Annotated in this window: 26 protein-coding genes and 1 riboswitch; of the genes, 6 read left to right on the top strand and 20 right to left on the bottom strand. The window is 38.9% G+C overall.

The features are described 5' to 3' along the window. Positions 1–9: 9 nt before the first annotated feature. From thiD to ACN6NE_RS13765, 9 genes are all read right to left on the bottom strand, one after another. Positions 10–819, bottom strand: coding sequence for a bifunctional hydroxymethylpyrimidine kinase/phosphomethylpyrimidine kinase (thiD, locus tag ACN6NE_RS13805; RefSeq protein ID WP_474325646.1), 810 nt, complete (start codon positions 817–819; stop codon positions 10–12). A gap of 22 nt (positions 820–841) precedes the next feature. Further along, complete coding sequence (locus ACN6NE_RS13800; protein ID WP_013055284.1) at positions 842–1,861, bottom strand: thiazole biosynthesis adenylyltransferase ThiF; 1,020 nt, start codon at positions 1,859–1,861, stop codon at positions 842–844. Further along, positions 1,858–2,625 carry a thiazole synthase gene (locus tag ACN6NE_RS13795; RefSeq protein WP_013055283.1) on the bottom strand — a complete coding sequence of 256 codons (768 nt, stop codon included), beginning with the start codon at positions 2,623–2,625 and terminating at the stop codon, positions 1,858–1,860. The genes ACN6NE_RS13800 and ACN6NE_RS13795 overlap by 4 nt, the downstream gene beginning before the upstream one ends. Positions 2,626–2,630: 5 nt before the next feature. Further along, on the bottom strand, positions 2,631–2,834 hold the full coding sequence (gene thiS, locus ACN6NE_RS13790) for a sulfur carrier protein ThiS (protein WP_014461698.1): 204 nt from the start codon (positions 2,832–2,834) through the stop codon (positions 2,631–2,633). Further along, positions 2,831–3,958 (bottom strand): glycine oxidase ThiO, encoded by a 1,128-nt coding sequence (gene thiO, locus ACN6NE_RS13785; protein WP_474325644.1) that lies wholly within the window; start codon positions 3,956–3,958, stop codon positions 2,831–2,833. The genes thiS and thiO overlap by 4 nt, the downstream gene beginning before the upstream one ends. Continuing rightward, positions 3,942–4,565, bottom strand: a complete 624-nt coding sequence (locus ACN6NE_RS13780; protein ID WP_474325695.1) for a thiamine phosphate synthase — start codon at positions 4,563–4,565, stop codon at positions 3,942–3,944. Before ACN6NE_RS13780 ends, thiO begins: the two co-directional genes overlap by 17 nt. A 121-nt stretch (positions 4,566–4,686) precedes the next feature. Next, a riboswitch (TPP riboswitch) is annotated at positions 4,687–4,788 on the bottom strand. Positions 4,789–4,946: 158 nt separating this feature from the next. Further along, positions 4,947–5,162, bottom strand: coding sequence for a hypothetical protein (locus ACN6NE_RS13775; RefSeq protein ID WP_013055279.1), 216 nt, complete (start codon positions 5,160–5,162; stop codon positions 4,947–4,949). A gap of 47 nt (positions 5,163–5,209) precedes the next feature. Then, complete coding sequence (gene crcB / locus ACN6NE_RS13770; protein WP_474325641.1) at positions 5,210–5,599, bottom strand: fluoride efflux transporter CrcB; 390 nt, start codon at positions 5,597–5,599, stop codon at positions 5,210–5,212. Beyond that, the gene (locus ACN6NE_RS13765) at positions 5,600–6,016 is read right to left on the bottom strand and encodes a fluoride efflux transporter FluC (RefSeq protein ID WP_474325638.1); all 417 of its coding nucleotides are present in this window, start codon (positions 6,014–6,016) and stop codon (positions 5,600–5,602) included. It lies immediately after the preceding gene. A 323-nt stretch (positions 6,017–6,339) separates the two neighbouring features. Here ACN6NE_RS13765 and ACN6NE_RS13760 point away from each other — a divergent pair, with 323 nt between their 5' ends. The 3 genes from ACN6NE_RS13760 to ACN6NE_RS13750 are packed head-to-tail and all read left to right on the top strand — an operon-like array spanning position 6,340 to position 8,614. Further along, positions 6,340–7,161, top strand: coding sequence for an amino acid ABC transporter substrate-binding protein (locus ACN6NE_RS13760; RefSeq protein WP_129706073.1), 822 nt, complete (start codon positions 6,340–6,342; stop codon positions 7,159–7,161). Continuing rightward, positions 7,145–7,849: an amino acid ABC transporter permease gene (locus tag ACN6NE_RS13755; protein WP_013055275.1), complete on the top strand. Its 705-nt coding sequence runs from the start codon at positions 7,145–7,147 to the stop codon at positions 7,847–7,849. The genes ACN6NE_RS13760 and ACN6NE_RS13755 overlap by 17 nt, the downstream gene beginning before the upstream one ends. 30 nt (positions 7,850–7,879) lie before the next feature. After that, a complete protein-coding gene (locus ACN6NE_RS13750; protein WP_013081645.1) occupies positions 7,880–8,614 on the top strand; it encodes an amino acid ABC transporter ATP-binding protein in 735 nt (244 codons plus the stop codon). A gap of 34 nt (positions 8,615–8,648) precedes the next feature. Here ACN6NE_RS13750 and ACN6NE_RS13745 read toward each other — a convergent pair whose 3' ends face one another. Further along, positions 8,649–9,593 (bottom strand): nucleoside hydrolase, encoded by a 945-nt coding sequence (locus ACN6NE_RS13745; protein ID WP_129706069.1) that lies wholly within the window; start codon positions 9,591–9,593, stop codon positions 8,649–8,651. A gap of 175 nt (positions 9,594–9,768) precedes the next feature. Between ACN6NE_RS13745 and ACN6NE_RS13740 the strand changes: the two genes are divergently transcribed. After that, on the top strand, positions 9,769–10,764 hold the full coding sequence (locus tag ACN6NE_RS13740) for an NADPH:quinone oxidoreductase family protein (RefSeq protein ID WP_474325635.1): 996 nt from the start codon (positions 9,769–9,771) through the stop codon (positions 10,762–10,764). A 52-nt stretch (positions 10,765–10,816) separates the two neighbouring features. Here ACN6NE_RS13740 and ACN6NE_RS13735 read toward each other — a convergent pair whose 3' ends face one another. From ACN6NE_RS13735 to ACN6NE_RS13725, 3 genes are all read right to left on the bottom strand, one after another. Further along, positions 10,817–11,248: an Rrf2 family transcriptional regulator gene (locus ACN6NE_RS13735; protein ID WP_013081642.1), complete on the bottom strand. Its 432-nt coding sequence runs from the start codon at positions 11,246–11,248 to the stop codon at positions 10,817–10,819. Between the two features lie 66 nt (positions 11,249–11,314). Next, entirely contained in the window at positions 11,315–11,644 is a 330-nt protein-coding gene (locus tag ACN6NE_RS13730) for an antibiotic biosynthesis monooxygenase family protein (protein ID WP_474325632.1), read from the bottom strand. 123 nt (positions 11,645–11,767) lie between these two features. Next, entirely contained in the window at positions 11,768–13,177 is a 1,410-nt protein-coding gene (locus ACN6NE_RS13725) for a SpoVR family protein (protein ID WP_129706063.1), read from the bottom strand. A gap of 320 nt (positions 13,178–13,497) precedes the next feature. Between ACN6NE_RS13725 and ACN6NE_RS13720 the strand changes: the two genes are divergently transcribed. Beyond that, positions 13,498–13,749, top strand: a complete 252-nt coding sequence (locus ACN6NE_RS13720) for a YhdB family protein (protein WP_013055267.1) — start codon at positions 13,498–13,500, stop codon at positions 13,747–13,749. 210 nt (positions 13,750–13,959) lie between these two features. Beyond that, a complete protein-coding gene (locus tag ACN6NE_RS13715) occupies positions 13,960–14,568 on the top strand; it encodes a biotin transporter BioY (protein ID WP_013055266.1) in 609 nt (202 codons plus the stop codon). A gap of 34 nt (positions 14,569–14,602) precedes the next feature. Here ACN6NE_RS13715 and ACN6NE_RS13710 read toward each other — a convergent pair whose 3' ends face one another. From ACN6NE_RS13710 to ACN6NE_RS13680, 7 genes are all read right to left on the bottom strand, one after another. After that, positions 14,603–16,357 (bottom strand): phospho-sugar mutase, encoded by a 1,755-nt coding sequence (locus ACN6NE_RS13710; RefSeq protein WP_129706061.1) that lies wholly within the window; start codon positions 16,355–16,357, stop codon positions 14,603–14,605. Between the two features lie 164 nt (positions 16,358–16,521). After that, complete coding sequence (locus ACN6NE_RS13705; protein ID WP_474325630.1) at positions 16,522–18,201, bottom strand: glycerol-3-phosphate dehydrogenase/oxidase; 1,680 nt, start codon at positions 18,199–18,201, stop codon at positions 16,522–16,524. Between the two features lie 186 nt (positions 18,202–18,387). After that, entirely contained in the window at positions 18,388–19,878 is a 1,491-nt protein-coding gene (glpK, locus tag ACN6NE_RS13700; protein WP_474325626.1) for a glycerol kinase GlpK, read from the bottom strand. A 67-nt stretch (positions 19,879–19,945) separates the two neighbouring features. Then, a complete protein-coding gene (locus ACN6NE_RS13695) occupies positions 19,946–20,773 on the bottom strand; it encodes an MIP/aquaporin family protein (RefSeq protein WP_129706055.1) in 828 nt (275 codons plus the stop codon). A gap of 178 nt (positions 20,774–20,951) precedes the next feature. Continuing rightward, positions 20,952–21,506, bottom strand: a complete 555-nt coding sequence (locus ACN6NE_RS13690) for a glycerol-3-phosphate responsive antiterminator (protein ID WP_129706053.1) — start codon at positions 21,504–21,506, stop codon at positions 20,952–20,954. A gap of 113 nt (positions 21,507–21,619) precedes the next feature. Continuing rightward, positions 21,620–23,158 (bottom strand): carbon-nitrogen hydrolase family protein, encoded by a 1,539-nt coding sequence (locus ACN6NE_RS13685; protein WP_013055260.1) that lies wholly within the window; start codon positions 23,156–23,158, stop codon positions 21,620–21,622. Positions 23,159–23,517: 359 nt separating this feature from the next. After that, a complete protein-coding gene (locus tag ACN6NE_RS13680) occupies positions 23,518–24,288 on the bottom strand; it encodes a L,D-transpeptidase (RefSeq protein WP_129706051.1) in 771 nt (256 codons plus the stop codon). Between the last annotated feature and the right edge of the window lie 152 nt (positions 24,289–24,440).

Below are 24,440 nucleotides of genomic sequence, written 5' to 3'. Positions count from 1 at the left end.
CACGTTTTTTTATATGTTTGAACGAAAGTATTTTCTATACGCCCAGTGATTAGTAGGACCGTGTCCGGAACCAATTTCAAGCGTATGCTTAATCGCATAGTGAACAAAATCCGAAGCGGTTTGAACTGCTTCAACCACGCTTTTGCCTTTCGCTAGTTCAGCCGTGACGCAAGCAGCAAACGTGCATCCCGTTCCGTGTGTATGCTTTGTATTCATCTTTTCATGCGTGATTTCAACGTACGTATGACCATCATACACTATATCAATCATATCTTGATGAGATTGATCATGTCCGCCTTTAATTACCACGTGCTTTACACCTAGCTCATGCATCTGTTTTGCCGCTTCTTTTCTGTCTTCAATCGTGTGAATCTCTTTACCCGTGATGACTTCCGCCTCCGGTATGTTCGGCGTAATGACTTCACAAAGAGGCAACAATTCTTTTAGAGCCTGTACAGCTTCTCTTTGAAGAAGAGACTGACCGCCTTTTGCAATCATAACGGGATCAACTACAACATTTTGCAGTCCGTACTGTTTGATTTTACGAGCTACTGCGTAAATAATATCAGCACTGAACAACATACCTGTCTTCACTGCATTAGGAAATAAGTCAGTGGCAATTGAATCTAACTGCGTTTCAACTGCTTCTACTTCTAAAGGATAAACTCCTTGAACGCCAACTGTATTTTGTGCAGTCACAGCTGTAATAACAGACATGCCAAAAACGTCACGCTCTTGAAATGTTTTTAAATCTGCTTGAATGCCTGCTCCTCCACCGCTGTCTGATCCAGCAATGGTTAATGCTTTTGGTACTGTCATGCTTGAAACCTCCATCTCTTTCTTACCCAATATACCGATGATAAAGTGACTTTGCTTCTACTATATCATTTGTTCCATGGACAAAGACGCGCCCATCTTGAAACATCACTAAACGGTAATCATCTACATAAAAAGAAAGCAAATACGGATTTTGTTCAATTTTATATCCTTTTTCTTTTAATCGTTCACCTAAAGACTGCAGCGGCTGCTTGGCTGATTTGCCCGGACGGATTTGTACGGTGTTTCTTCCGCATAGCACAGCTGTTTTCGTTTGATTTTCATATTGTAAAAAGGGATACGTTTGTTCACTGCCGCATGAGCGGCAAGCAGATTTGCGAAACACGTTCACATTGATGCTCGTATACTCATTTTTCCATACGTCAAACGAAACAAGTTCCCTCCTGAGCGCATTCCAGTCTCCGACTAATATTTTTAACACTTCTGTTACTTGATGAGCGACTACCATTTGTACAGCAGGACTAATAATTCCCACTGTATCACATGTTAACCCTCCAAGCGGTACAGATTCAAGCAAACAGGATAAACACGGTGTTTCACTTGGTATGATAGTATAACTAATTCCATAACTTCCTACACATGCTCCGTAAATCCAAGGAATATCATATTTTTGTGATAAGTCATTCATTACAAGGCGTGTGTCAAAATTATCGGTTGCATCAATCATAACATCTACCCCCTCAACAAGCTGTTCTAAAACTTGAGGGGTACCGTCTGCTACGTGCGCTTCTACTTTTACATCATGATTAATATCATGAAGCCGTTTTTTAGCGGCAATTGCTTTTGGGATTCTTTTATCAGCATCTTTTTCACTATACAATTGCTGCCGCTGAAGGTTGCTCCACTCTACATAGTCCCGGTCAATGAGCGTTATTTTCTTTACCCCCGCTCGTGCAAGGGCCTCGGCGTTCCCTGTTCCAAGAGCACCTGCTCCTACAATCAGAACATGCTTTTCTTGAATTTGCTGCTGTCCGCCTTTTCCAATAGGTTGAAACAGTTCTTGGCGGGAATAACGATTAATCAACCGATACTCATCCCTTCTGTTGGACTGCTTGCCGTTGCATATTGTTTCTTTTCAATACGTCCTGCTTCAAATGCTGCTCTTCCTGCTTCAATCGCTAGCTTCATAGCACGAGCCATCTTCACAGGATCTTTTGCTCCTGAAACAGCTGTATTTAATAACACACCATCTGCTCCTAGCTCCATAGCTTGAGCTGCGTCTGAAGCCGTTCCAATACCTGCATCTACAATTACTGGAACAGTTGATTGTTCAATGATAAAACGCATGTTCAACGGATTAATAATACCTTGACCTGAACCGATAGGCGAAGCTCCTGGCATAATGGCATGTACCCCTAACTCCTCTAAACGACGCGCAAGTAAAACATCATCTGATGTGTAAGGTAAAACGGTAAAGCCCTCTTTTAACAGTTCTTCACTAGCTTTTAATGTTTCAACTGGATCAGGAAGCAGCGTTTTATCACATCCAATTACTTCTACTTTCACCATGTCACAAAGTCCAGAAGCCTTTGCTAATTTAGCAATACGTACGGCCTCTTCTGCATTTTTTGCTCCCGCAGTGTTAGGCAAAAGAGTGAAACGCTTCACATCAAGCGCTTCTAGTAAATTAGGCTGATTTTGATCAAAAATATCCATTCGTCTAACAGCAAATGTTAAAATTTCTGTTTCCGACTCTTCTACCGCTTGACGCTGAGTCGTAAAGTCCGGAAATTTCCCTGTTCCTAATAATAAACGTGAATTAAATGTATACTGTCCAATTTTTAACATACTCTTCATCCTCCTCCTACAAATGAAACGACTTCTAATGTATCTCCATCTTTTAAACTTGCATCACTATGTTCTTCTTTTTGTAAAATGTTCTTGTTTAGCTCAACAATTACCACTCGTTCATGCAGGTTCTGAGCCTGCAACAAGTGCTCGACCGTTTCAATTTCATCTCCAACAGTAACGGTCTTACCATTAATGATTAGATTCAATGAACTCCCTCCATTACTCTCGTTAGCTGAAATGATGTGAAAAATGAATGATTCGGCTTTTTCCCTAACAAAGCATCAGCCATAATTTTTCCAGTTGCAGCACTTAATAAAATACCGTTTCGGTAGTGGCCAAATGCCATGTGTAGATTCGCTATTTCAGGATGCTCTCCTAAATAAGGCCAGCCATCATTTGTTTGTGGACGAAGACCTGCCCATGCTTTTTCAAATGTGGCTTCTTTAATAGCTGGCAGAAGCGCAGAAGCTTTATTCAGCAAAAATTGAATACCCTGTGCAGAAACCGTCTTGGTAAAATCATGCTGTAGCTTAGTTGCCCCTATTACGATTCTTCCACCAGTCTTAGGCACTAAGTAAAAACCTTCATCTAAAAAAATCGTTTTAGAAAGCAGCGGCTTATGGCTTTGAAGAGCAATACACTCCCCTTTTACAGGAAACACCTGACCTAAATGTTCAGAAGAAATAAATCGTTTAGCCCATGAGCCTGCTGCAATAACTACTTTTTCTCCATAAAAAGAGCCTTTGGACGTCTGTACACCTTTTACTGTTTCATTTTCCATAATAAGAGAATGAACGTCACAGTATTCGAATACATCTGCTCCGTGATACAAGGCTCCATGAGCAAGAGCTTGCGTTAACTTAGCCGGAGCTAGCTGGCCGTCTCCCGGTATTGTAATGGCTCCGTATATGTCTGGAGAGAGCCCCGGTTCTAACAAACGCGCTTCTTTTACATCGATCCATCTTACATGTTCATCCCACCGGTGGTGCTGAGCGGCTTTTTTCTTTAATACGTGTGCATCTTCTTCTGTTACAGCGACTTTTAATAAGCCTTTTTGAATGAGCTCTATGTCGATAGCCGTTTTTTCTTTTAGTTCCTTCACCAGTTCAGGAAACATGCTTCTACTCTTAATAGCAAGGTCTAAAAGAGGGCCTTCTTCATCAATCTCAGCTTGAGCACCTAAAATACCAGCGGCTGCACTTGAAGCTTCACAACCAATTTGATTGCGCTCAAGAATAGCTACTGAAGCTCCTTGTTTTGACAGATGATAAGCGATAGAAGAGCTGATTATACCTCCTCCGATTAACAGTACATCATAATGCTGCTTCATTTTTTCCACCTCCAGATGTCCATATATGAGAATATTGTTTAATCGCTTTGAGGGGATCTTGCGAAAGCATGACACCAGACATCACAGCTATACCGTGTGCTCCTGTTTGAAGCACCTCTTTGGCATTTACAGGTGTAATCCCTCCAATGGCAATAACCGGTATCTGCACAGCGTCTACTACTTCTTTTAGTGCTGCTATCCCTCGACTTTTTAATCCTTTTTTTGAATGTGTTGAATAAATATGTCCGTATAGAATGTAGTGAGCCCCATCTTTTTCAGCTTCTAAAGCCTCTTCCACAGAGTGAACTGACTTTCCGACAATAAGAGAAGGAAATGCGTCTATAACAAACGAAACGTCTAAACTATGATAGGCAAGCTGTACGCCTTTTGCTTTTAAAGCATGCGCTACATCAACTCTGTCATTCACAATAATTTTAGAGCGACAAAATGGCAGGCTTTCTAGTAAACATTGAATCTGCTTTGCCGTTTTCTCTTTTTCTCTAATATGAACAGCGCCCGCAAAAGGCGCGATAGCCGTTAAAATTTTTTGAAGCTCTTCGATTGGCTGCTTATCTGTTGTAATGACATGAAATTTAGGAATATCCACATGATCGAAACCTTTCCATTCAGAATAAAGAGAAATTTCAATCACTTCGTCTTGTGTAGAGGGCTTTATTACATACAAAAAACCACTCTACAACGTAGAGTGGTTAGCATGCATCGTTATGTAAACATGATCGCCACTTCCCTACGCTGGTCCAAACCAGATCAGGTTCAAAGGGTCCGAAATACATTCGTCTCAGCTTCAAAAAGCTCCCCTAGTGATTGCTATTTATTGATTTTGTTTTCGCACTTAAAATTATAACACAACTAGATGTAAATACAATATCTCTTTATGCTCTTACGGCTCTCTTCCTTTTATAGATGTATCTTTTAAGCTTCTTTACTAAGAGGCCCGGCGCACCGCATCATTCTGCTTTTTATATGGTTAGTAATCGGTATAGTCGTCAAATTCTTCTTTGTCTTTTTCCTTTTTCCGATCCCATATAAACAGCAGGAGTAACATAATAAAAGTTAGAATATAAAAACCGTAAAAAATAAATGCCGCCACAACATTTATAAATAAAAATAAAAAACCGATGATCTGACCTGCAACAGCTACAATCAACAAAATGTATTTCCAAACTTCTGCTTTTCTATCCATTCTCTACTTCTCCGTCTTTTTGTTTTTCCCTACTAGAAACGTTCTCTTTACTTAAATAAAAACGTTCCTGCCAGTAAGCCGACTGTAAATAAACCAACTGTTCCAAATGCTGAAATCCCCACGTACGCCAACATTTTTCGATAAGATTTTTCTCGAATTAACTGTACGGTTTCCACACTAAACGTTGAAAAAGTGGTAAAGGCACCAAAAAAACCAATGCCAATCATTAAAAATATTGAATCATCATAAGCATGACTCGGGACCTTTTCATAATAACTACCGTAAAAAAGACCAAGCCCAGACGCACCGAGCAAGTTTACAAACAGCATTGATACTGGAAAAGGAGGGTTTGAAATTGTTTTTGTAACTTTTAAACCCAAAAGATATCGGCATATTCCTCCAGCTGCCCCGCCAAGTGCCAAGCTCACTATGCTCATTTACTTCACCTCATGTACTTTCACTAAATTTTCCCCTGCCGCTTCACCGCATAGAAAGCCTGCTAAAGCAAGAAGGATTCCACCTACTAAAGAGACAATGACATAAATGGCTCCCCCAAGTAAATGGTGCTGAGTGAGAGAAATGACGTCTCCTGCAAACGTTGAATACGTTGTAAAACCGCCGCACACGCCAACTCCTAGTCCAAGCTTTATCCATTCTTTTGGCTTTTTCCACGCAAAAAATCCTGTTAATAGGCCTAGTATGAAGCTTCCTAATAGGTTTTCAATTACCGTTCCTATTGGATAGCCCGTATATAATAAGGAAAGGTTCAGCAAATAACGTGCATATGTACCAGCGATAGCACCAAAGGCAATTGAGATTAAGTTTATGGCTTTCATCATATCGCTCCGTTTCATAAATTCTTCTTTAAGTGTACCATAAGGAATTTATTTCTACCTTAACATTTAACTATATGTTTATTGCACCAAAAGTCATGAAAAAATGAAAGAGAAAATCGTCGCATGAAACTTCCTTTTTACTCCTCTAATTTCCCTTAAAAATCCACTTAATCCAAATTTTAAAATCTTTCTGTATCCTTATGACAAACCGTGTATAGAAGGTATATTTCCCTTATTTTAAGTCACATTAATCGTATAAGTTTTTTTTGTTGACTTTTGCTGTGTTCTTGTTTAGTATCACAGAGTATCATTTCCTATCAGAATACTAGGGGGTTTAGAAAATGAAGAAATTTGCTGCACTTTTGTCGCTACTATTAGCTTTCACAGTTGTGCTTGCCGCATGCGGTTCTAGCTCAAAAAATGAAGCAAACAATGGAGACAATAAATCTTCACAAGAGGATTTATATAATAAAGTGAAAAAAGATGGTGTATTAACAGTTGGAACTGAAGGTACATACCCTCCGTTCACTTTTCATGATGACAAACAAAAGCTAACTGGGTTTGATGTAGAATTGGCTCAAGAAGTAGCTAAACGTCTTGGCGTAAAAGCTGAGTTCAAAGAAACACAGTGGGATGGCATGTTTGCAGGATTAGATGCTAAACGCTTTGACATGATTGCTAATGAAGTGGGTATTCGTGAAGATCGTCAAAAGAAATACGATTTCTCTGACCCATACATCCAGTCAGGCGCCGTATTAATTGTTCGTAAAGACGAAAAAGATATCAAATCATTTAAAGATTTAAAAGGAAAAAAATCAGCGCAGTCATTAACAAGTAACTATAAAGACATGGCTCAATCTTATGGTGCAAACATTACGAGTGCTGAAGGTTTTGCTCAAGCAGTAGAACTAATGAGCGCAAACCGTGTTGATGCTACAATCAACGATAAATTATCGTTCCTTGACTATAAGAAAAAGCACCCTAACGCACCTATCAAAATCGCGGATGAAAAATCCGATGGTGCTGCAAGCGGCTTTATGTTTAGAAAAGACAGCGGTAAGTTAGTGGATGAAGTAAACAAAGCATTGAAAGATATGAAAAAAGACGGAACATACGCAAAAATTTCCAAGAAATGGTTTGGCGAAGATGTTTCTCCTAAATAATATTTTTCCTGATGGAGAGCGATTGAATCAATTGATTTCAATCGCTCAATCATCTCTCTTACCAATGCTAAAGGGAGCTATTCAATATTCTATTCCACTAACATTAATCACGTTTGTACTCGGTATTATTTTAGCTGTCTTAACAGCCTTGGCTCGTTTATCATCTATAAAAGTTTTAAATATAATTGCGCGCATCTATGTATCGATTATTCGAGGTACACCGCTGCTTGTGCAATTATTTATTATTTTCTACGGCTTACCCAATTTAGATATAACAATTGATCCATTTATCTCTGCTATTATTGGATTTTCATTAAGTGTAGGTGCGTATGCATCTGAAATTATCCGAGCAGCGATTCAATCTATTCCTAAAGGACAGTGGGAAGCTGGCTACTCACTTGGTATGACCTATTCCCAAGCCTTAAGACGAATTATTTTACCGCAAGCAGCACGTGTATCGATTCCGCCATTATCTAACTCTTTTATTAGCCTTATTAAAGATACGTCACTTGCATCGCTTATTCTTGTTTCTGAGATGTTCCGTAAAGCTCAAGAAATTGCTTCGACTAACTATGAATTTTTACTTCTTTATAGTGAAGCAGCGCTCTTGTACTGGATTATGTGCACAATCTTATCCATTATCCAAGGCCGCATTGAAATAAGACTAGATCGTTACGTATCTAAATAACCGTTTCGAGTAGCTAAAGGAGTTTTTCATATGATTAATATCAAAAATTTGCATAAATCATTCGGTGATTTGCAAGTATTAAAAGGGATTGATTTAGAAGTTGAACAGGGCAAGGTAATTGTATTAATTGGTCCTTCTGGATCCGGTAAAACTACTTTTTTACGTTGCTTAAATCTTTTAGAAATCCCAACAGACGGCACGATTGAACTTGATAAAAAAAGCATGAATTTCACCAAACCTGTTCGTAAAAAAGATATTACTTCATTTCGAAGCCTAACAGGTATGGTCTTTCAAAACTATAACTTGTTTCCTCATAAAAGTGCGCTTGAAAATGTTATGGAAGGTCCTGTAATTGTAAAAGGCGTTTCTACTCAAGAAGCAGAAAAAAGAGGGAAAGAATTATTAACACGAGTTGGCTTAGGAGATAAGCTTGACTTTTATCCTTTCCAGCTGTCTGGCGGACAACAACAGCGTGTTGGCATCGCCAGAGCAATGGCGATGGACCCAAAAGTTATGCTGTTTGATGAGCCTACTTCAGCTCTAGATCCTGAGCTTGTAGGAGACGTTCTTCAAGCGATGAAAGACTTGGCAAAAGAAGGAATGACGATGGTGGTGGTAACTCACGAAATGCGCTTTGCCCGTGAAGTAGCAGATGAAGTTATTTTTATGGATCAAGGTGTCATTATGGAAAGAGGTACACCGGATCAAATATTTTCAAATCCTCAACAAGAGCGGACACGTCAATTCTTGAATATGATTCATTAAAAAGGTTGCACACTTTCATGTGCAACCTTTTTCTTTATTTGGCTACTGCTTTTTTCATTAAATCTGTAATGTACGTAAAGAATGCTTCAGCTGTGACATCATATACGACTTCTACAGGTCGTCCCTCTTCAGAAATTTCTGTTCTTCCTTGGCTCGGTGTTTCTGTATGCACAATACTCGAAACGGTTTTGACCTTCACAAGTGTTGAATTCCCTGTAAATGCTGTTGTGAGTACATCCCACAAGTAATATGTTGAATTGGTTTCAACGTGCACAAGCGGCGGGCAGGCCGCGTAGCACTGCCCTACAAAGTCTACTCCTTCATATCTTCGAAGTGAAGCCCACATTTGACGAATAGCGGGCGTTAAGGGAACTTGATTCGTGCTTTCTAAAGCAACCATCTCAATTTTAATTTTGCTTTCCCATACTTTTGCTACTGCTTCTGGATCCCAAAAAGCATTCCACTCCGCCGTTCCATCATGTTCAGGCTCCTGCACATTTCCTACTTCTTGAAATGTACCGCCCATCCACACTAACTTATCAATTTTCTCTTCTATTTCCGGCGCTTTTTCAAGTGCTCTTGCTAAATCAGTTAACGGTCCTGTAAATAATAAAGTCGTTGTTCCGTCTGTGTGCTGCAATGTTTCAATTAAATGATCGTGAGCAGCCAGCTGACTTATTTTTGTTTGCACTTTCCCTTTTTCATTTAAAATCGGCAGCGCATCCACATAAAACGTATGCATGCGCCATTCTTTTGGAAATGGGTTCATACCGCGTGAAGTAGATTTGGCTACCTCGATATCATAACTTCCAAAACGATCAATAATTTTTTGGCTTGCGCTGATACCTGGTTCTAAGTATCCGTCAGCAGGAATAACAGATACCCCCGTTACCTTTACATCATCCATTTGCAGCAGTAAAAAAAGGGATACTAAATCATCAATACCTGCATCATGGTTAAAATATATGTTTGTACTCATTTCTCTTCTCCTCTTTTCTATGTATTGCTAACTAATAGCTATACCGCTATTTTATAATGAAATAACCCCTTTCGTAATCAAAGTATTAGGAACTTCTTTTACTATTTTCTATAATGGGTATAGAAATAAGGTAATGTATAGATATATACATCTCAGTATAGAAAGGAGCAATAAAATGGAGCAATCATTTTCAGCATTAATAGTAGATAAAAAAAGTGAAGACCAAGTGCAGGCGTCCGTCCAAGAACTGACGCTAAACGATTTGCCAGAAGGCGATGTACTTATTCGCGTTCATTATTCAGGGGTGAATTATAAAGATAGCTTAGCCAGCATCGCAAACGGCAATATTGTGACAAGCTATCCATTTGTCCCAGGAATCGACCTAGCAGGAGTCGTTGTATCTTCTGACAGCCCTGATTTTAAAGAAGGTGATCGTGTCATCGCAACAAGCTATGACATTGGCGTATCACACTTTGGAGGCTATAGTGAGTATGCGCGCATACGCAGCGAATGGATTGTCCCTCTTCCTGAAAATTTAACGTTAAAAGAAGCAATGATTATCGGAACAGCTGGCTTTACAGCTGCTTTATCTGTGCATCGCTTAGAGGAAAACCATACTAGTCCATCTAATGGCTCTGTGCTTGTAACAGGCGCTACGGGAGGTGTAGGAAGCTTTGCAGTTGCCATTCTTTCAAAATTAGGCTACACAGTGGAAGCAAGTACGGGAAAAAGCTCGGAAGCAGCTTATTTGAAAGAGCTTGGCGCTACCTCTATTGTAGCGCGTGAAGACGTTTATAACGGCAAATTAAAAGCATTAGGCAAGCAAAAATGGACCGCTGCGGTGGATCCCGTGGGCGGAGAACCTCTAGCTTCTGTTCTCAGTCAAATTCAGTACGGAGGCTCTGTAGCTGTCAGCGGGCTAACAGCTGGAGGCAAAGTGCCAACAACCGTCTTTCCCTTCATTTTAAGAGGGATTAATTTATTAGGTATTGATTCTGTTTACTGTCCAATGTCTACTCGAAAAGAGATTTGGAATAGACTCGCTAATGACTTTAAGCCTGAAAGCTTTGAACCTTTCATTCAGCAGGAAATTTCACTACAACAGCTCCCTGAGGTACTTCCGACTTTATTAAAAGGACAAGCTCGAGGACGAACAATTGTGAAGCTATAAAAAAACGGAGAAACCTAGGTTTCTCCGTTTTTTTACGAACAGAAGCATGTTATTATGCATCTATTTTTGCTATTAAATCCGTCACTAATTCTTTCATGGTCACATCAGCTAAGACTTGTTCCATGGCATCTTGAGAACGTTTTAAAATCAATTCAAGGACACTTTGAATATTGGCTCCTACAGGACACTCCACATTCGGATTTTCATGCATTTGAAACAATTCTCCTTCTTCCACTGCCGCCACCGCTCGATAAACGTCTAACAACGTTATCTCTTCTAAATCTTTCAATAGATAAGCTCCGCCAGCTCCGGCTTTTACACCCACGAGTCCAGCTTTCTTTAACATCCCAATTACTCGTCTTATAACAACAGGATTTGTATTTACACTGCTAGCAATCCACTCTGAAGTACTAGGATGACTGCTATCTACTTTAATTAAAGATAGTATGTGAACGGCCACGGTGAATCGACTGCTAATTTTCATTGCTCTCACTCCTATTTTGTTGTAATCATTATAGTTACAACATTTATGAAAGTCAAGCATGCTTTTTTAGCAAAGAATGTCCTCTTCTACCGCCTCATAAAAACGCAGCGTTTTCTTGATTTCCATAGCTTCAGAAAATGCTTTCGTTTTCTTTGTATTCGCTTCTTTATGTGCCTTCACATGTTCTTCTCTTGAGATCCACGCTTGAAAGAACTGCTTATCTTCCCACTTGGATACAAAGACATATTCAACTTTATCTGCGGAATCTTTTTTCCAGCATTCGAACGATAAATTTCCTTTGGCTGCCTCAATTTCTGTTTTGTTTTTCTTAGCTTTTTGCTTGAGCTGTTCTTCAAATTTCTTTTCTGTTTCAAAACTTGCGTTTACAACAAACATCTTATCTTCCTTTCTAAATGAAAGTGATTCTCATTCGATTATTGCATAGTTATTTTATTTTTTCAATTTATATGGATAAGTTACAGAAGCCCAAAAAGACCGCTGTTTAAGCGGTCTTCTTTTTTACAAATGTTTTCTATGCACTGTTTTTCCATCATACGTAAAGGCGATTGGCTTGCCTTCCATTACCGTTTCTAAATGAACGGGGCGGCCCCAAAGCTGATGAACGTACGGTACCACTTTTTCTAAGTATTTGACATCTAATTCAATTCCTTCATACCAGTGTTTTAAATAGAGCTCCCCATTTTTTAAATAGTCTCCATTGGTTACTGTGATGTAAGGAAATCCGCCGTTTACGCGCATATTAACAAGCTGATCTCTAACTTCTGTCCACTCTTTGTCGATGATTTTATAATCTTTTCCTTGCTTTTGGAATAAGTACATATCCTCACGCATAACTAAATCTTTTGTTAAGTAATTACGGATGAAGGAAATATCTGATTCAACCTCACGTACCTCAAACATCTTCTCTCTTCCTGACCCCGGCTCCACGCCCCGGCGAATCATATCTTCTGTTGGATTATTGTAGCGTTCTTCAATGTCTTCAAAGATTTTTAAACCTAAATAATATGGATTGATTCCCGTCTTAGACGGCTGCACAACCCCTGCATTTAGCTTGGCGAATTCTATCGCTTCATCACTCGTTAAGTCCATTTCTCGAATAATGCGCTGATGCCAGAAAGAAGCCCAGCCTTCATTCATAATTTTTGTTTCAAGCTGCGGCCAGAAATAAAGCATTTCTTCTCGCATCATCGTTAAAATATCCCGCTGCCAATCCTCTAAATAAGGACTGTATTCTTCGATAAATAATAAGATGTCTTTTTCAGGCTGAGGCGGAAATTTTTTAAAAGACTTTGGAGGTTTTGGTTTTTTCTTTTCTTTATAATCCAAATTCCATAAATCATCGTAAGGAGAAATGATTTCTTCTTCCGATGATTCTACATCATCTATGCTCCAAGAAAGCTTGGCACGCATAAGAGACGGATCAATATGTTCCTGAATCGATAGGACAGCATCCAAAAACTTTTCTACTTCACGCTTACCGTGCTTTACTTCGTATTCTTTAATTCGATCAGCGGTCGCTGCCATACTTTCTACCATATCCCGTTTAGTGTTGGCAAAACGGCTGTTATTTTTAAAGAAGTCACAGTGGGCTAACACGTGAGCTACAATTAATTTATTCTGAATAAGCGCATTGGAATCCAACAAAAATGCATAACAAGGATCTGAATTGATAACTAATTCATAAATTTTACTCAATCCAAGATCGTAGTGTAATTTCATTTTGTAAAATTGTTTTCCAAAGCTCCAATGTGAAAAACGAGTTGGCATCCCATATGCACCAAACGTATAAATAATATCTGCCGGGCAAATTTCATAGCGCATCGGATAAAAATCTAAGCCGAAACCGCTAGCTATTTCCGTAATTTCATCAATCGCACGGTATAATTGCTTATAATCTGCTTCTTTCACGACAGCTCCCCCTTTCACTCCTTACTTCAATCTATGTACAAACATGTCAATTCATGTGTTTTCATCAAAAAGAAGCTTCATTTTTTCAAGAAAAGGGGATTTTTATTTAGTTGTCTTAAATAATGGATGTAATATAACTGTTACGCTGCATCATTCTTTGCCTTTCTTATCATTTATCCGTGCTGTACGTTTATTCTTCTTGCATAATGACTACAACCTCTTTTAATTATGCACTGGTCTTTTGCCCAACATTTACAGCGTAAGAATTCCCGCAAATATCATACACTAATTTCAACTCCTCAAAAGGAGGAACGTTATTAATGGATGTAATTGATTATGATCGAGCTTTATATTACACACACCGTTCACAATGGGATAACTTATTAATTTTAATGGTTCGAACAGACGACGATTTTCTTTCAAAAAAGATTGAACATTTTTTGCACGCCTACAATTTTGAACGAAACTACCGCATCATTCAAGAAGAGCTCTATTCTTTACTACGCTACATTGATCATGCAACGGAATATTCGGAGCACAACCCGGAGCTTCTGGAAGAATCATTGTACTAGTATTTTTGATACACACACTTGGACAAAGAAGGGATGAATTCCCTTCTTTATTTTTTTATGTTGCACTAAAAATATACATACTTTATTTCAAAAAACATTATATAATATATGTAAACATATTTATTTTTATCGTTGACATAAAAGTGAATTCGACGTACAATCTTCAGTACATACGCTAAGATATTTCAGTACATACTGGGAGGAACATATATGAGTACTAAAAGGTTTCGCACATTAGATTTAACGCTAGCTGGTATGTTTGCAGCTCTTATGGCTATTGGTGCAAACATTACTTCTTGGGCACCTTTTTTACAAGTAGGCGGCGTGCCTCTTTCACTTCAGCCTTTTTTTGTTATATTAGCAGGACTTTTACTTGGGAGCCGAATGGGTTCTATTTCGATGATTGTATACGTATTAATTGGCATTGCCGGCGCTCCGGTATTTGCTCAATTTAAAGCAGGAATTGGTATTTTATTTGGAAGCACCGGCGGCTTTTTGCTTTCTTATATTGTAGCTGCATTTATCACAGGAAAAATTATGGAAATGCGCGGCAAGCCAACTTTTTCTATCTTTTTAATTTCATCGCTAGTTGGTATTGCAGTTATTTATTTAATTGGTACTACGTATATGTATGTAGCGGTTAATTACTGGCTTGAAGCTCCTGCAATGACATATGCAGCCGCCTGGAAGATTATGTCGTGGTTTGCGGTAAAGGATCTTATTTTTACTGTTCTTGGGGCTATGCTTGCTCCGAGAATTTATAAAGCTCTACGATCTTCTTCATATTTGTCAAATACGCAATCAAATAAAGTATCATAAAAGAAGCCTGCTCAAGTTTGAGCAGGCTTTACTTTTATACCGTTTTCACTTTATCTAATACACGTTCTACTTCACCCATTACAGCTGTTTGTACAGCTTCTAAATGGGCAATGCTCGTTGCTTCATCTTCTGACACGACGCCAAAATAGAACTTCACCTTTGGCTCTGTACCAGACGGACGAAGGCAGAACCAAGAACCGTCTTCCAAGATATATTTTAATACATTTGATTTTGGTAATGTAATTTCTTCTACTTTTCCTGCTTTAATATGCTGACGCTCACTTAATGTATAATCCTCTACAACCGAAACATTTAATCCTGCAATGTCAGTAGGAGGTTCATTTCTAAATGTAGCCAAAATATGCTGAATTTGCTCAGATCCTTCTTTTCCTTTAAGCGTTAAAGATTTCAGACCTTCACGATAGAAACCATATTTAGTAAACACTTGCTGAAGCGCTTCATATAGCGTCATGCCCTGCTTTTTATAATAAGCACAAGCTTCTACTGCTAGAATGGCTGCTTGTACAGCGTCTTTGTCACGAGCAAAGTCACCAATTAAATAGCCGTAGCTTTCTTCATAACCGAATTGGAATGTATACTCGCCCGTTTGCTCATATTGCTTAATTTTTTCACCGATAAATTTAAAACCTGTTAGAGTGTCAACAACTTGCAGTCCAAATGAACGAGCAATTTGTGCGCCGATTTCTGACGTTACAATCGTTTTTAACACAACGCCATTAGCAGGCAGCACGCCTTTTTCTTTCTTTTGAGAAAGCAAATAGTGAAGCAATAAAGCACCCGTTTGGTTTCCTGTTAATAACGCATATTCGCCGCTTGGATCTTTTACAGCAATCCCCAAACGGTCTGCATCTGGATCCGTTGCGATTAAGATATCTGCATCAATTTCTTTTCCTTTACGAACAGCATATTCAAATGCAGCCGGCTCTTCAGGATTCGGAGATTTAACCGTCGAGAAATTTGGATCAGGAAGTTCTTGTTCTTCAATAACCGTGACATTTTCGTAACCGATGGATTGAAGCGCGTTGCGAACTGGCTTATTAGCTGTACCATGTAGAGGTGTAAAAACCACTTTTAAGTCTTTACCTGTTTCAGAAGCTAGCTCTGGATTAATTAAAATCGTTTTTAGTTTCTCATTGTATGCTTCGTCAATCGCTGAACCAATCATTTCAATAAGACCTTTTTCTTTTAGCTCCGCTTCAGATTGAACAGCTAATGTAAGTTCATTTTCCACAGCATTTACAAAGCCAACTAGTTCATCGGCTTCTTTTGGCGGCAGCTGACCACCGTCTGGACCATATACTTTGTATCCGTTATATTCAGGAGGATTGTGGCTCGCTGTAATAACAATACCTCCAAATGCGTTTAACTCACGCACTGCAAATGAAAGTTCAGGTGTTGGTCTTAGCTCTTCAAATACATACGTTTTAATTCCGTGACTTGCTAATGTTTTTGCTGCTTCCATCGCAAATTCAGGCGATTTGTGGCGAGAATCATACGCAATGACTACGCCTTGCTTGATCGCTTCTTCGCCAGCTTGTTTAATGTACTCAGCAAAGCCTTCGGAAGCTTTTCGGATTGTATACGTATTCATACGGTTTGTACCCGCTCCAATTTCCCCACGCATTCCGCCTGTTCCAAATTCCAATGTTTTGTAAAAACTATCTTCTAATTGTTTTTCATCACCTTTGATTACGTCTAAATTTTGACGTAATTCAGGATCTAAATTTGGATGATTAATCCAAGATGTATATGTTTCTTTCCAACTCATAAAAAAAGCCCCCTTATATAAATGTAAATATGTATGAAAAGAGAAAAACGAGTAATCGTCTTTCTCTTTTTTTAACAGTCATATTATATTTCTTCGTCAAAATTTGACTTCCTGCTATTATATTATGGCTGTATTGACAAATTTTGAGGTACTTTTTTATTTTATCATGAAATACCTGTCATACGGTTAACTTTTTCATCTACCGGTACAACTGCGTCATGAAGATGCTGTTCTAATTCATCTGTATAAGCTTTTGTTTGCTCAGGCGTCCACTTTAACTCTTCGGCCATATGAGCAATCACTTGTTTTTTCCAGCTTCTTACCCAGTTGATATCAAAGAATAAAGCACCCGTACGTCGAATAAAGAAGTCCACTGGTTTTGAAACCATTTCTTCTTCTATGCCATATTGAATTTGCAGAAATACACTAGCTGGAAGGTCGCTGTTTTTTAGCTGATCCGGACGTTCAATCATGTAGCGGTATACTTTATCTACGTTTGAGCCGTAGCGTTTTACAAGCTTTTCAGCAGCGTCACGTGATAACCCTAGTTTGATGCCTTCTTTGACTTTTTGCTCTACAAACGTTGGGAACCCACCTGAACCTCCTACATTACCTCCAGAAATCGGTAAATGTTTAGTTTGACAGCTTTCAAATTCGCGTCCTTCTGCTTTAAAATCTTCAGCTACGCGATTTACGACAATTTCAGCCATTTTACGGTACCCAGTTAATTTCCCTCCAGCGATTGTAATTAAACCTGATTCTGATGTCCAGATTTCATCTTTACGCGAGATTTCAGAAGGATCTTTTCCTTGTTCGTGAATAAGTGGACGAACACCCGCCCAGCTCGACTCTACATCGTCTACCGTAATATCAACCGTGGGGAACATGTAGTTAATCGCATCAATTACATATTGACGGTCTTTTACAGTCATACGCGGATGTCTAGCGTCTTCTTTATAGACCGTGTCTGTTGTGCCCACGTATGTTTTTCCATCACGCGGAATCGCAAATACCATACGTCCATCAGGTGTATCAAAATAAATGGCTTGTTTTAACGGAAAGCGCTCTTGATCAATAACTAAGTGAATTCCTTTTGTTAATTGAAGCTGCTTGCCTTTTTTTGAATTATCTTTTTCACGAAGCGTATCTACCCACGGACCTGCAGCATTTACGATTTTTTTTGCATAGATATTATATTCTTTATTCTCAAGCTGATCACGCACAACTACTCCTACTACTTTACCTTTATCGTAAATGAAGTTTTCTACTTTTGTGTAATTAACCAAATCTGCTCCTCTTGCGGCAGCTTCTTTAGCTACTTCAATCGTTAAACGTGCATCATCTGTTTTATATTCAACGTAGTAACCGCCGCCTTTTAAATCTTTAGATTTTACCAATGGCTCGCGGCTAAGCGTTTCTTCTGTGCTAAACATCTTGCGGCGCTCTGAGCGTTTTACACCAGCTAAAAAATCATATACGCGCAGTCCAATTGAAGTTGAGAATTTCCCGAATGTTCCACCCGTATGGAAAGGTAACAGCATCCATTCCGGAGTCGTTACATGCGGACCATTTTCGTACACAATAGCGCGTTCTTTACCGACTTCTGCTACCATTTTAACCTCAAACTGTTTTAAATAGCGTAAACCGCCGTGAACAAGCTTCGTTGAACGGCTAGATGTCCCTGCTGCAAAATCCTGCATTTCAACCAATGCTGTTTTCATGCCTCGATGAGTAGCATCAAGTGCAATACCTGACCCAGTAATTCCCCCACCAATTACTAGTAAATCATATTGATTTTGTGTCATGTCTACCAATTTATTTGAACGTGTTTGACTTGAAAACATACGCCATTCCCCTTTCATCTTTCAAAGATATCAAAATTTTCCAATATAAAAAAAGAGAGACCACAAATCACATATATAGTATGTCTACATATGGATCTGTGGTCTCTCCGATTCTCCAACCAATTTATTAACTTGATTATATTATAGCACATATGAAGATTTAATTAAAGGGTTTTCATCAAATACTTATTTGAACGCCATTGTTGCGTGTACTGCTTTCTTCCAGCCACTATATAGCTCTTCACGCTTTTCTTCTTCCATATTCGGTTCAAAAGATTTTTCCATATTCCACTGCTGCGCAATTTCATCGCAATCTTTCCAGTAGCCAACCGCAAGCCCCGCTAAATATGCTGCCCCAAGCGCTGTTGTTTCATTCACGCGCGGACGCTCAACCGGAACGTCTAGGACGTCGCTTTGGAACTGCATTAAGAAGTTGTTTTTCACTGCCCCACCGTCTACACGAAGCGTTTTTAATGTAATACCGGAGTCCGCTTCCATTGCACTTAATACATCTCTTGTTTGATAGGCTAGTGATTCAAGCGTTGCACGGATAAAGTGTTCTTTTTTTGTACCGCGTGTCAATCCAAACATTGCTCCTCGCACGTCGCTGTCCCAATACGGCGTTCCAAGCCCTACGAAAGCTGGAACAATATATACGCCTTCTGTAGAGTCTACACGACTTGCATAGTTTTCAGTTTCAGCCGCATCCTTAAACATTCTTAAACCGTCACGAAGCCATTGAATAGCAGATCCAGCTACAAAAATACTGCCTTCAAGCGCATATTCTACCTTGCCGTTAATCCCCCATGCTAATGTAGTTAACAAGCCGTGATCGGACTTAACTGCTTTTTCACCCGTATTCATGAGCATAAAGCAACCTGTTCCATAGGTATTTTTCGCCATTCCTTTTTCATAGCAAGCTTGTCCAAATAAAGCGGCTTGCTGATCCCCTGCTGCTCCAGAAATTGGAATGTTTTTACCAAAGAAATGATAATCTACTGTATGAGCGTATACTTCAGAAGAAGGCTTTACTTCTGGAAGCATTGATTTCGGTACCCCTAAGATATCTAGCAGTTCATCATCCCATTTTAAATCGTAGATATTGAACATAAGCGTGCGGGATGCGTTTGAGTAATCCGTTACATGCGCCTTTCCGCCTGATAGCTTCCAAATTAACCATGTATCAATTGTTCCGAATAACAATTCACCGTTTTCTGCTTTTTCACGTGCACCTTCTACGTTGTCTAAAATCCACTTTACTTTTGTTCCAGAGAAGTATGCATCAATTAATAATCCAGTTTTTTCACGGAACGTATCGTTTAATCCTTTTGCTTTTAACTCTTCACAAATACCAGATGTTTGACGGGATTGCCATACGATAGCGTTGTATACCGGATTTCCTGTTGCTTTTTCCCATACCACTGCTGTTTCACGCTGATTGGTAATTCCAATTCCTTCGATTTGATCTGCATGAATGCCTGACTCAGACAAACAAGATGCGATAACTGCAAGGATAGAACCCCAAATTTCGTTAGCATTGTGCTCTACCCAGCCTGGTTTTGGAAAATATTGTGTGAATTCTTTTTGTGCTACGTGTACCACTTCACCTTTTTTATTAAATAACATCGCTCGTGAGCTTGTTGTTCCTTGGTCTAAAGATAAAATAAATTTTTCCATATCAATATCCCCTATTCTCTATATAATGTTGTTTCTTTATTGTACATAGTTTGATGGTAAAGCGCATTCACTTTTTCGGCACTACAGCTGACTGCAAGTGCGCTGCTTTTTGCTTTGAAATAGTGTACACAACAGCTAAAACAATCACCGCAATGCTTAAGACAATCCATAAGCTGCTAGACATTTTATTTAAGAATGCCGCTTGATAAAATACTGCGCCAATTGATCCGCCTAATAAAGGTCCCACTACTGGTACCCAGGCGTATTTCCAGTTTGAACCGCCTTTGCCCGGTATCGGCAGGATAGCATGAGCAATACGAGGTCCTAAATCACGAGCAGGGTTGATGGCATAGCCTGTTGTCCCTCCTAATGATAAACCAATACTTACAATTAAAAATCCTACTACTAAAGGATTTAATCCATCTGTAAATTTATTTGCTCCGATTGCTAAGATTCCTACAACTAATACAAACGTTCCAATTGCCTCACTTAAAACGTTTGCAAATGGGTTAGCAATTGCTGGTCCCGTTGCGAATACGCCTAATTTTGTACCAGCATCTTTTGTTTCTTTCCAGTGTGGAAGGTAGTGTAAATAAACAACTGTTGCACCAAGAATGGCTCCAATAAACTGAGCTAAGATGTACATCGGTACTTGTGACCATGGAAAATCCCCTGTAATAGCAAGCGCTACGGTTAACGCTGGGTTTAAGTGTGCCCCACTCATATTACCAACCGCATATGCTGCCATGGCTACTGCCATTCCCCATCCCATTGTGATAACGATCCATCCTGAATTAGCAGCAAACGATTTTTTTAAATTGACGCCCGCACATACACCAGCGCCAAGGATAATTAAAATCATTGTTCCAATTATTTCTCCTAAGAATGCTTGCATATAAATAACCTCCCCTTTGTATGAAAACGATTAACTTTACAAGAAAATAAGAAAATCCACCATACATCCCCCTAATAAAATCATTAAAAGGCTATATCGTGGATCTCCTATTCTCCCTCACATCTATTAACTTATCTAGAAGTTTACTAGATGGTGAAAGCGTTGTCAAACAGTTTTTTTAAGTTAAAATACTCCACAGTTCTCTATTTGATGTTGTAACAGCAGAAGCCCCGGCTTCTAAAGCATTACGAACTTCTTCTTCCGTTCGTATTAAACCTCCAGCTAACACTGGAATGCCCGTTTCGGTTTTGACTTCTTGGATTAAGTTGGGCACAATTCCAGGAAGAAGCTCAATATAATCGGGTTTTACTTTCTTCATTAACTCGTAGCTTTTTCTCAAAGCCGTACTGTCTAATAAAAAGACCCGTTGAATGGCATAAATCCCTCTTTGTTTAGCCTTTAAAATGACGTTTGTTCTTGTCGAAATAATCCCCGCAGGCTTAAACTCCTGACACAAAAAATCAACCGCATACTCATCGTGCTTTAAGCCATGAATTAAGTCTAAATGAATGATTAGCTTCTTTTCATGCTTATGGACCTCTCTCATGATTCCTTTTAGCATGCCTACTTGATTGTCTAAAAGAACTCCGTACTCATAATTACTTGCTAAAAATTTTTCCAATTGCTTCATATCTCGAACAGCGGGTAATACCGATTGTCCATGAAAACTCATGTTTTCCCCTCTTTTCCATGGTTAGTCCACAAAATTCATTGTAATAGTTTTTATTATGGCAAAAGTTGAAATAAAAAACACCATGCATTTGCATGATGTTTTTAGAAACTGCGTTATTTTTTATATTTAATATTGTAAACGTCGTGGCGTCGGTCTTTTAATTGACGAACCGTTCCTGATTGACGCTGGCGGCGAAGAATTTCTAAATCTACGTCTCCAATAACTACCATTTCAATATTAGGATTACATTCTCCTACAATGCCGTCTCGTGCAAATTCAAAGTCAGAAGGTGCAAAAATAGCAGACTGAGCGTACTGAATGTCCATGTTTTCTGTTTCAGGCAGGTTTCCAACTGTACCTGCGATAACCGTATAAATTTGGTTTTCGATTGCGCGCGCCTGAGAGCAGTATCTTACGCGCAGATAACCTTGACGGTCTTCCGTGCAGAACGGTGTAAAAATAATATTTGCACCTTTATCGGTAGCAATACGGGCAAGCTCCGGAAATTCGATGTCATAGCAAATTTGGATCGCAATTTTACCGCAATCTGTATCAAACACTTCAACTTTGTCTCCTGGGCTAATTCCCCACCATTTTCTTTCATTAGGTGTAATATGCACTTTATACTGCTTTTCAATTGTTCCATCTCGGCGGAATAAATAGGCAATATTAAAAATATCTCCATTATCTTCTTCGACGAAGTGGGATCCTCCAATAATATTTACGTTATATTTAACCGCTAAGTTAGTGAATAGCTCAATGTACTCTTCCGTATATTCTGCTACGCGCTGAACCGCTTTGCTTGGGATCTTTTCATTCAAGAAAGACATTAGCTGAGTTGTGAAAATTTCCGGGAATACGCAGAAGTCGGCTTTTGCATCATAAGCAACATCTGTATAATATTCTACCTGTGTTGCAAACTCTTCAAATGAATTGATCTGTTTCATCATATACTGAACAACACAAATACGCACTGGAAATGACGTTTTAAAATGGCGTTTTGAACGGCGAACGTAATCTACGTTGTTCCATTCCATCAGCGTTGCATACTTATTAGAAGCTAGATCATCAGGAAGATAACCAGGGTTTATACGCATAAGCGTAAATCCGTTCATTAGCTGAAAAGATAGCACTGGATCATAAATTTTATGATGAATAACTTGCTCTACATATTCTCTAGGCGACATTTCAGCTGAATGCTTATGGTAATTCGGAATTCTTCCTCCGATGATGATACTTTTCAGGTTCAATTCACGTGCTAAATCTTTACGCGCTTCATATAAGCGGCGTCCTATTTTCATGCCGCGATACTTTGGATGAACCATTACTTCAATCCCATAAAGATTGTAGCCTTCCGGGTTATGATTTGTAATGTATCCTTCGTCTGTAATATCGTCCCACGTATGCTGATCATCGTACTCATCAAAGTTCACAATCAAGCTTGAACAAGATCCGATAATTTCCCCGTCGTACTCTGCACATATTTGTCCTTCTGGAAAAATGGCCAGGTGACTTTCAAGCTGTTCTTTTTTCCACGGATCCATTCCCGGGAATGATAGCTTTTGAAGTGCTAAAATTTCATCTATATCGTCCGGTTTGATGTTACGAATAATCATTTTTTTCTCGAATTTTGATAAATCTATTGTAGACATACGCTAAAACAACCCTTTCTCTCTCTTCATTAGGCAATTAGTTTCCCTGTTTTTTATTATAATAAACATTATTAAAAATTCAAAAAATGAGGTTGAGACATAACGAAGTAAATCCAATCTAAAGACGAACAAATGGATACATTAGCTCGTATGAATAGCTTGTGACACCGCTGTTGATTTCCGTGCAAGACTTCGCTTTCCGCAGGAGTCTTCGCCTTGCCCTCCCATCAACTGCTAGAAGGAACGAAATAGATGAAACCTACTTTCACCATAATAAAAAAACGAACCACGAATCAAACATTTTGATCAATGGTTCGTTTCTCACTTAGGCTAAAATACTTTTGTCCCAGCCTCATTTTCTATTTGCAAATATCTAATTTTATGGATGTTTTTTTATTAGGATAATTTTCAATAAATCCTGGTCCTAAAGAGACTTTAATGCCATTTATTTTATATACATTATATCGTTCACCGCGATTTAACGTACGAATCTTTACCCATTTTCCTTTTTCCTCTTTTAACAAAACCATCGGTGATTGAATCGTTACAAAACCAATTTGGCCTTTTGAGAGCTTTTTCGTTTTACAAAGATTCTGGGCGACTGAAGCACTGCTTACTTTGTATTTGTTTTTAACAGCGATTGAATCAAAACTTTGAGAATGAAATTGACCAATAACCACTTTTGTACCGGTTTGAACGCGGTCAAACAGCCAGCGTATCTCTTCATCATACATACGAATGCACCCTGAACTTGCGTAAGTCCCGATAGAACTTGGATTATTATTTCCATGAATAGCATACGTCGTTCCATATGTTCCGCGCGCATTTAATCCTAGCCAGCGATCACCTAGCGGATTCCTAGGATCTCCTCCCCGAATGTTGTCTTTATAATAAGGCCGGTTTTTAATTTTATTCACAATGCTAAAGGTACCCTCTGGTGTATAACTCATCTGCCTCCCTGTCGCAACTTTGAACGTCCTTACTAATTTTCCTCCATCATAAAAAGCAAGGGTGTTAGTAGATTTGTTAATAATAATAAGTTGATTTGACGCCGCAGACGCATTGCCTGTCAGACCCATCCCCGCGAGTAAAAAAACAAGTCCAACAAAAAAAACAGCCACCTTTTTCATTTATCGACTCCCCCAATTTCTCTTATATCTATATAAGAAAAGTATAGGATGAAAGGCAAACCATCAGAACACTTTTTACCTTATAAGTCAAAATACAATAAAATCTTTCACGCACCCCTTTTTACTGACAAGAAGCAAAAAATATACATAAC

The organism is Priestia sp. 53B2, from assembly GCF_056099005.1.
This window is presented reverse-complemented; position numbering and strand designations above follow the sequence as displayed.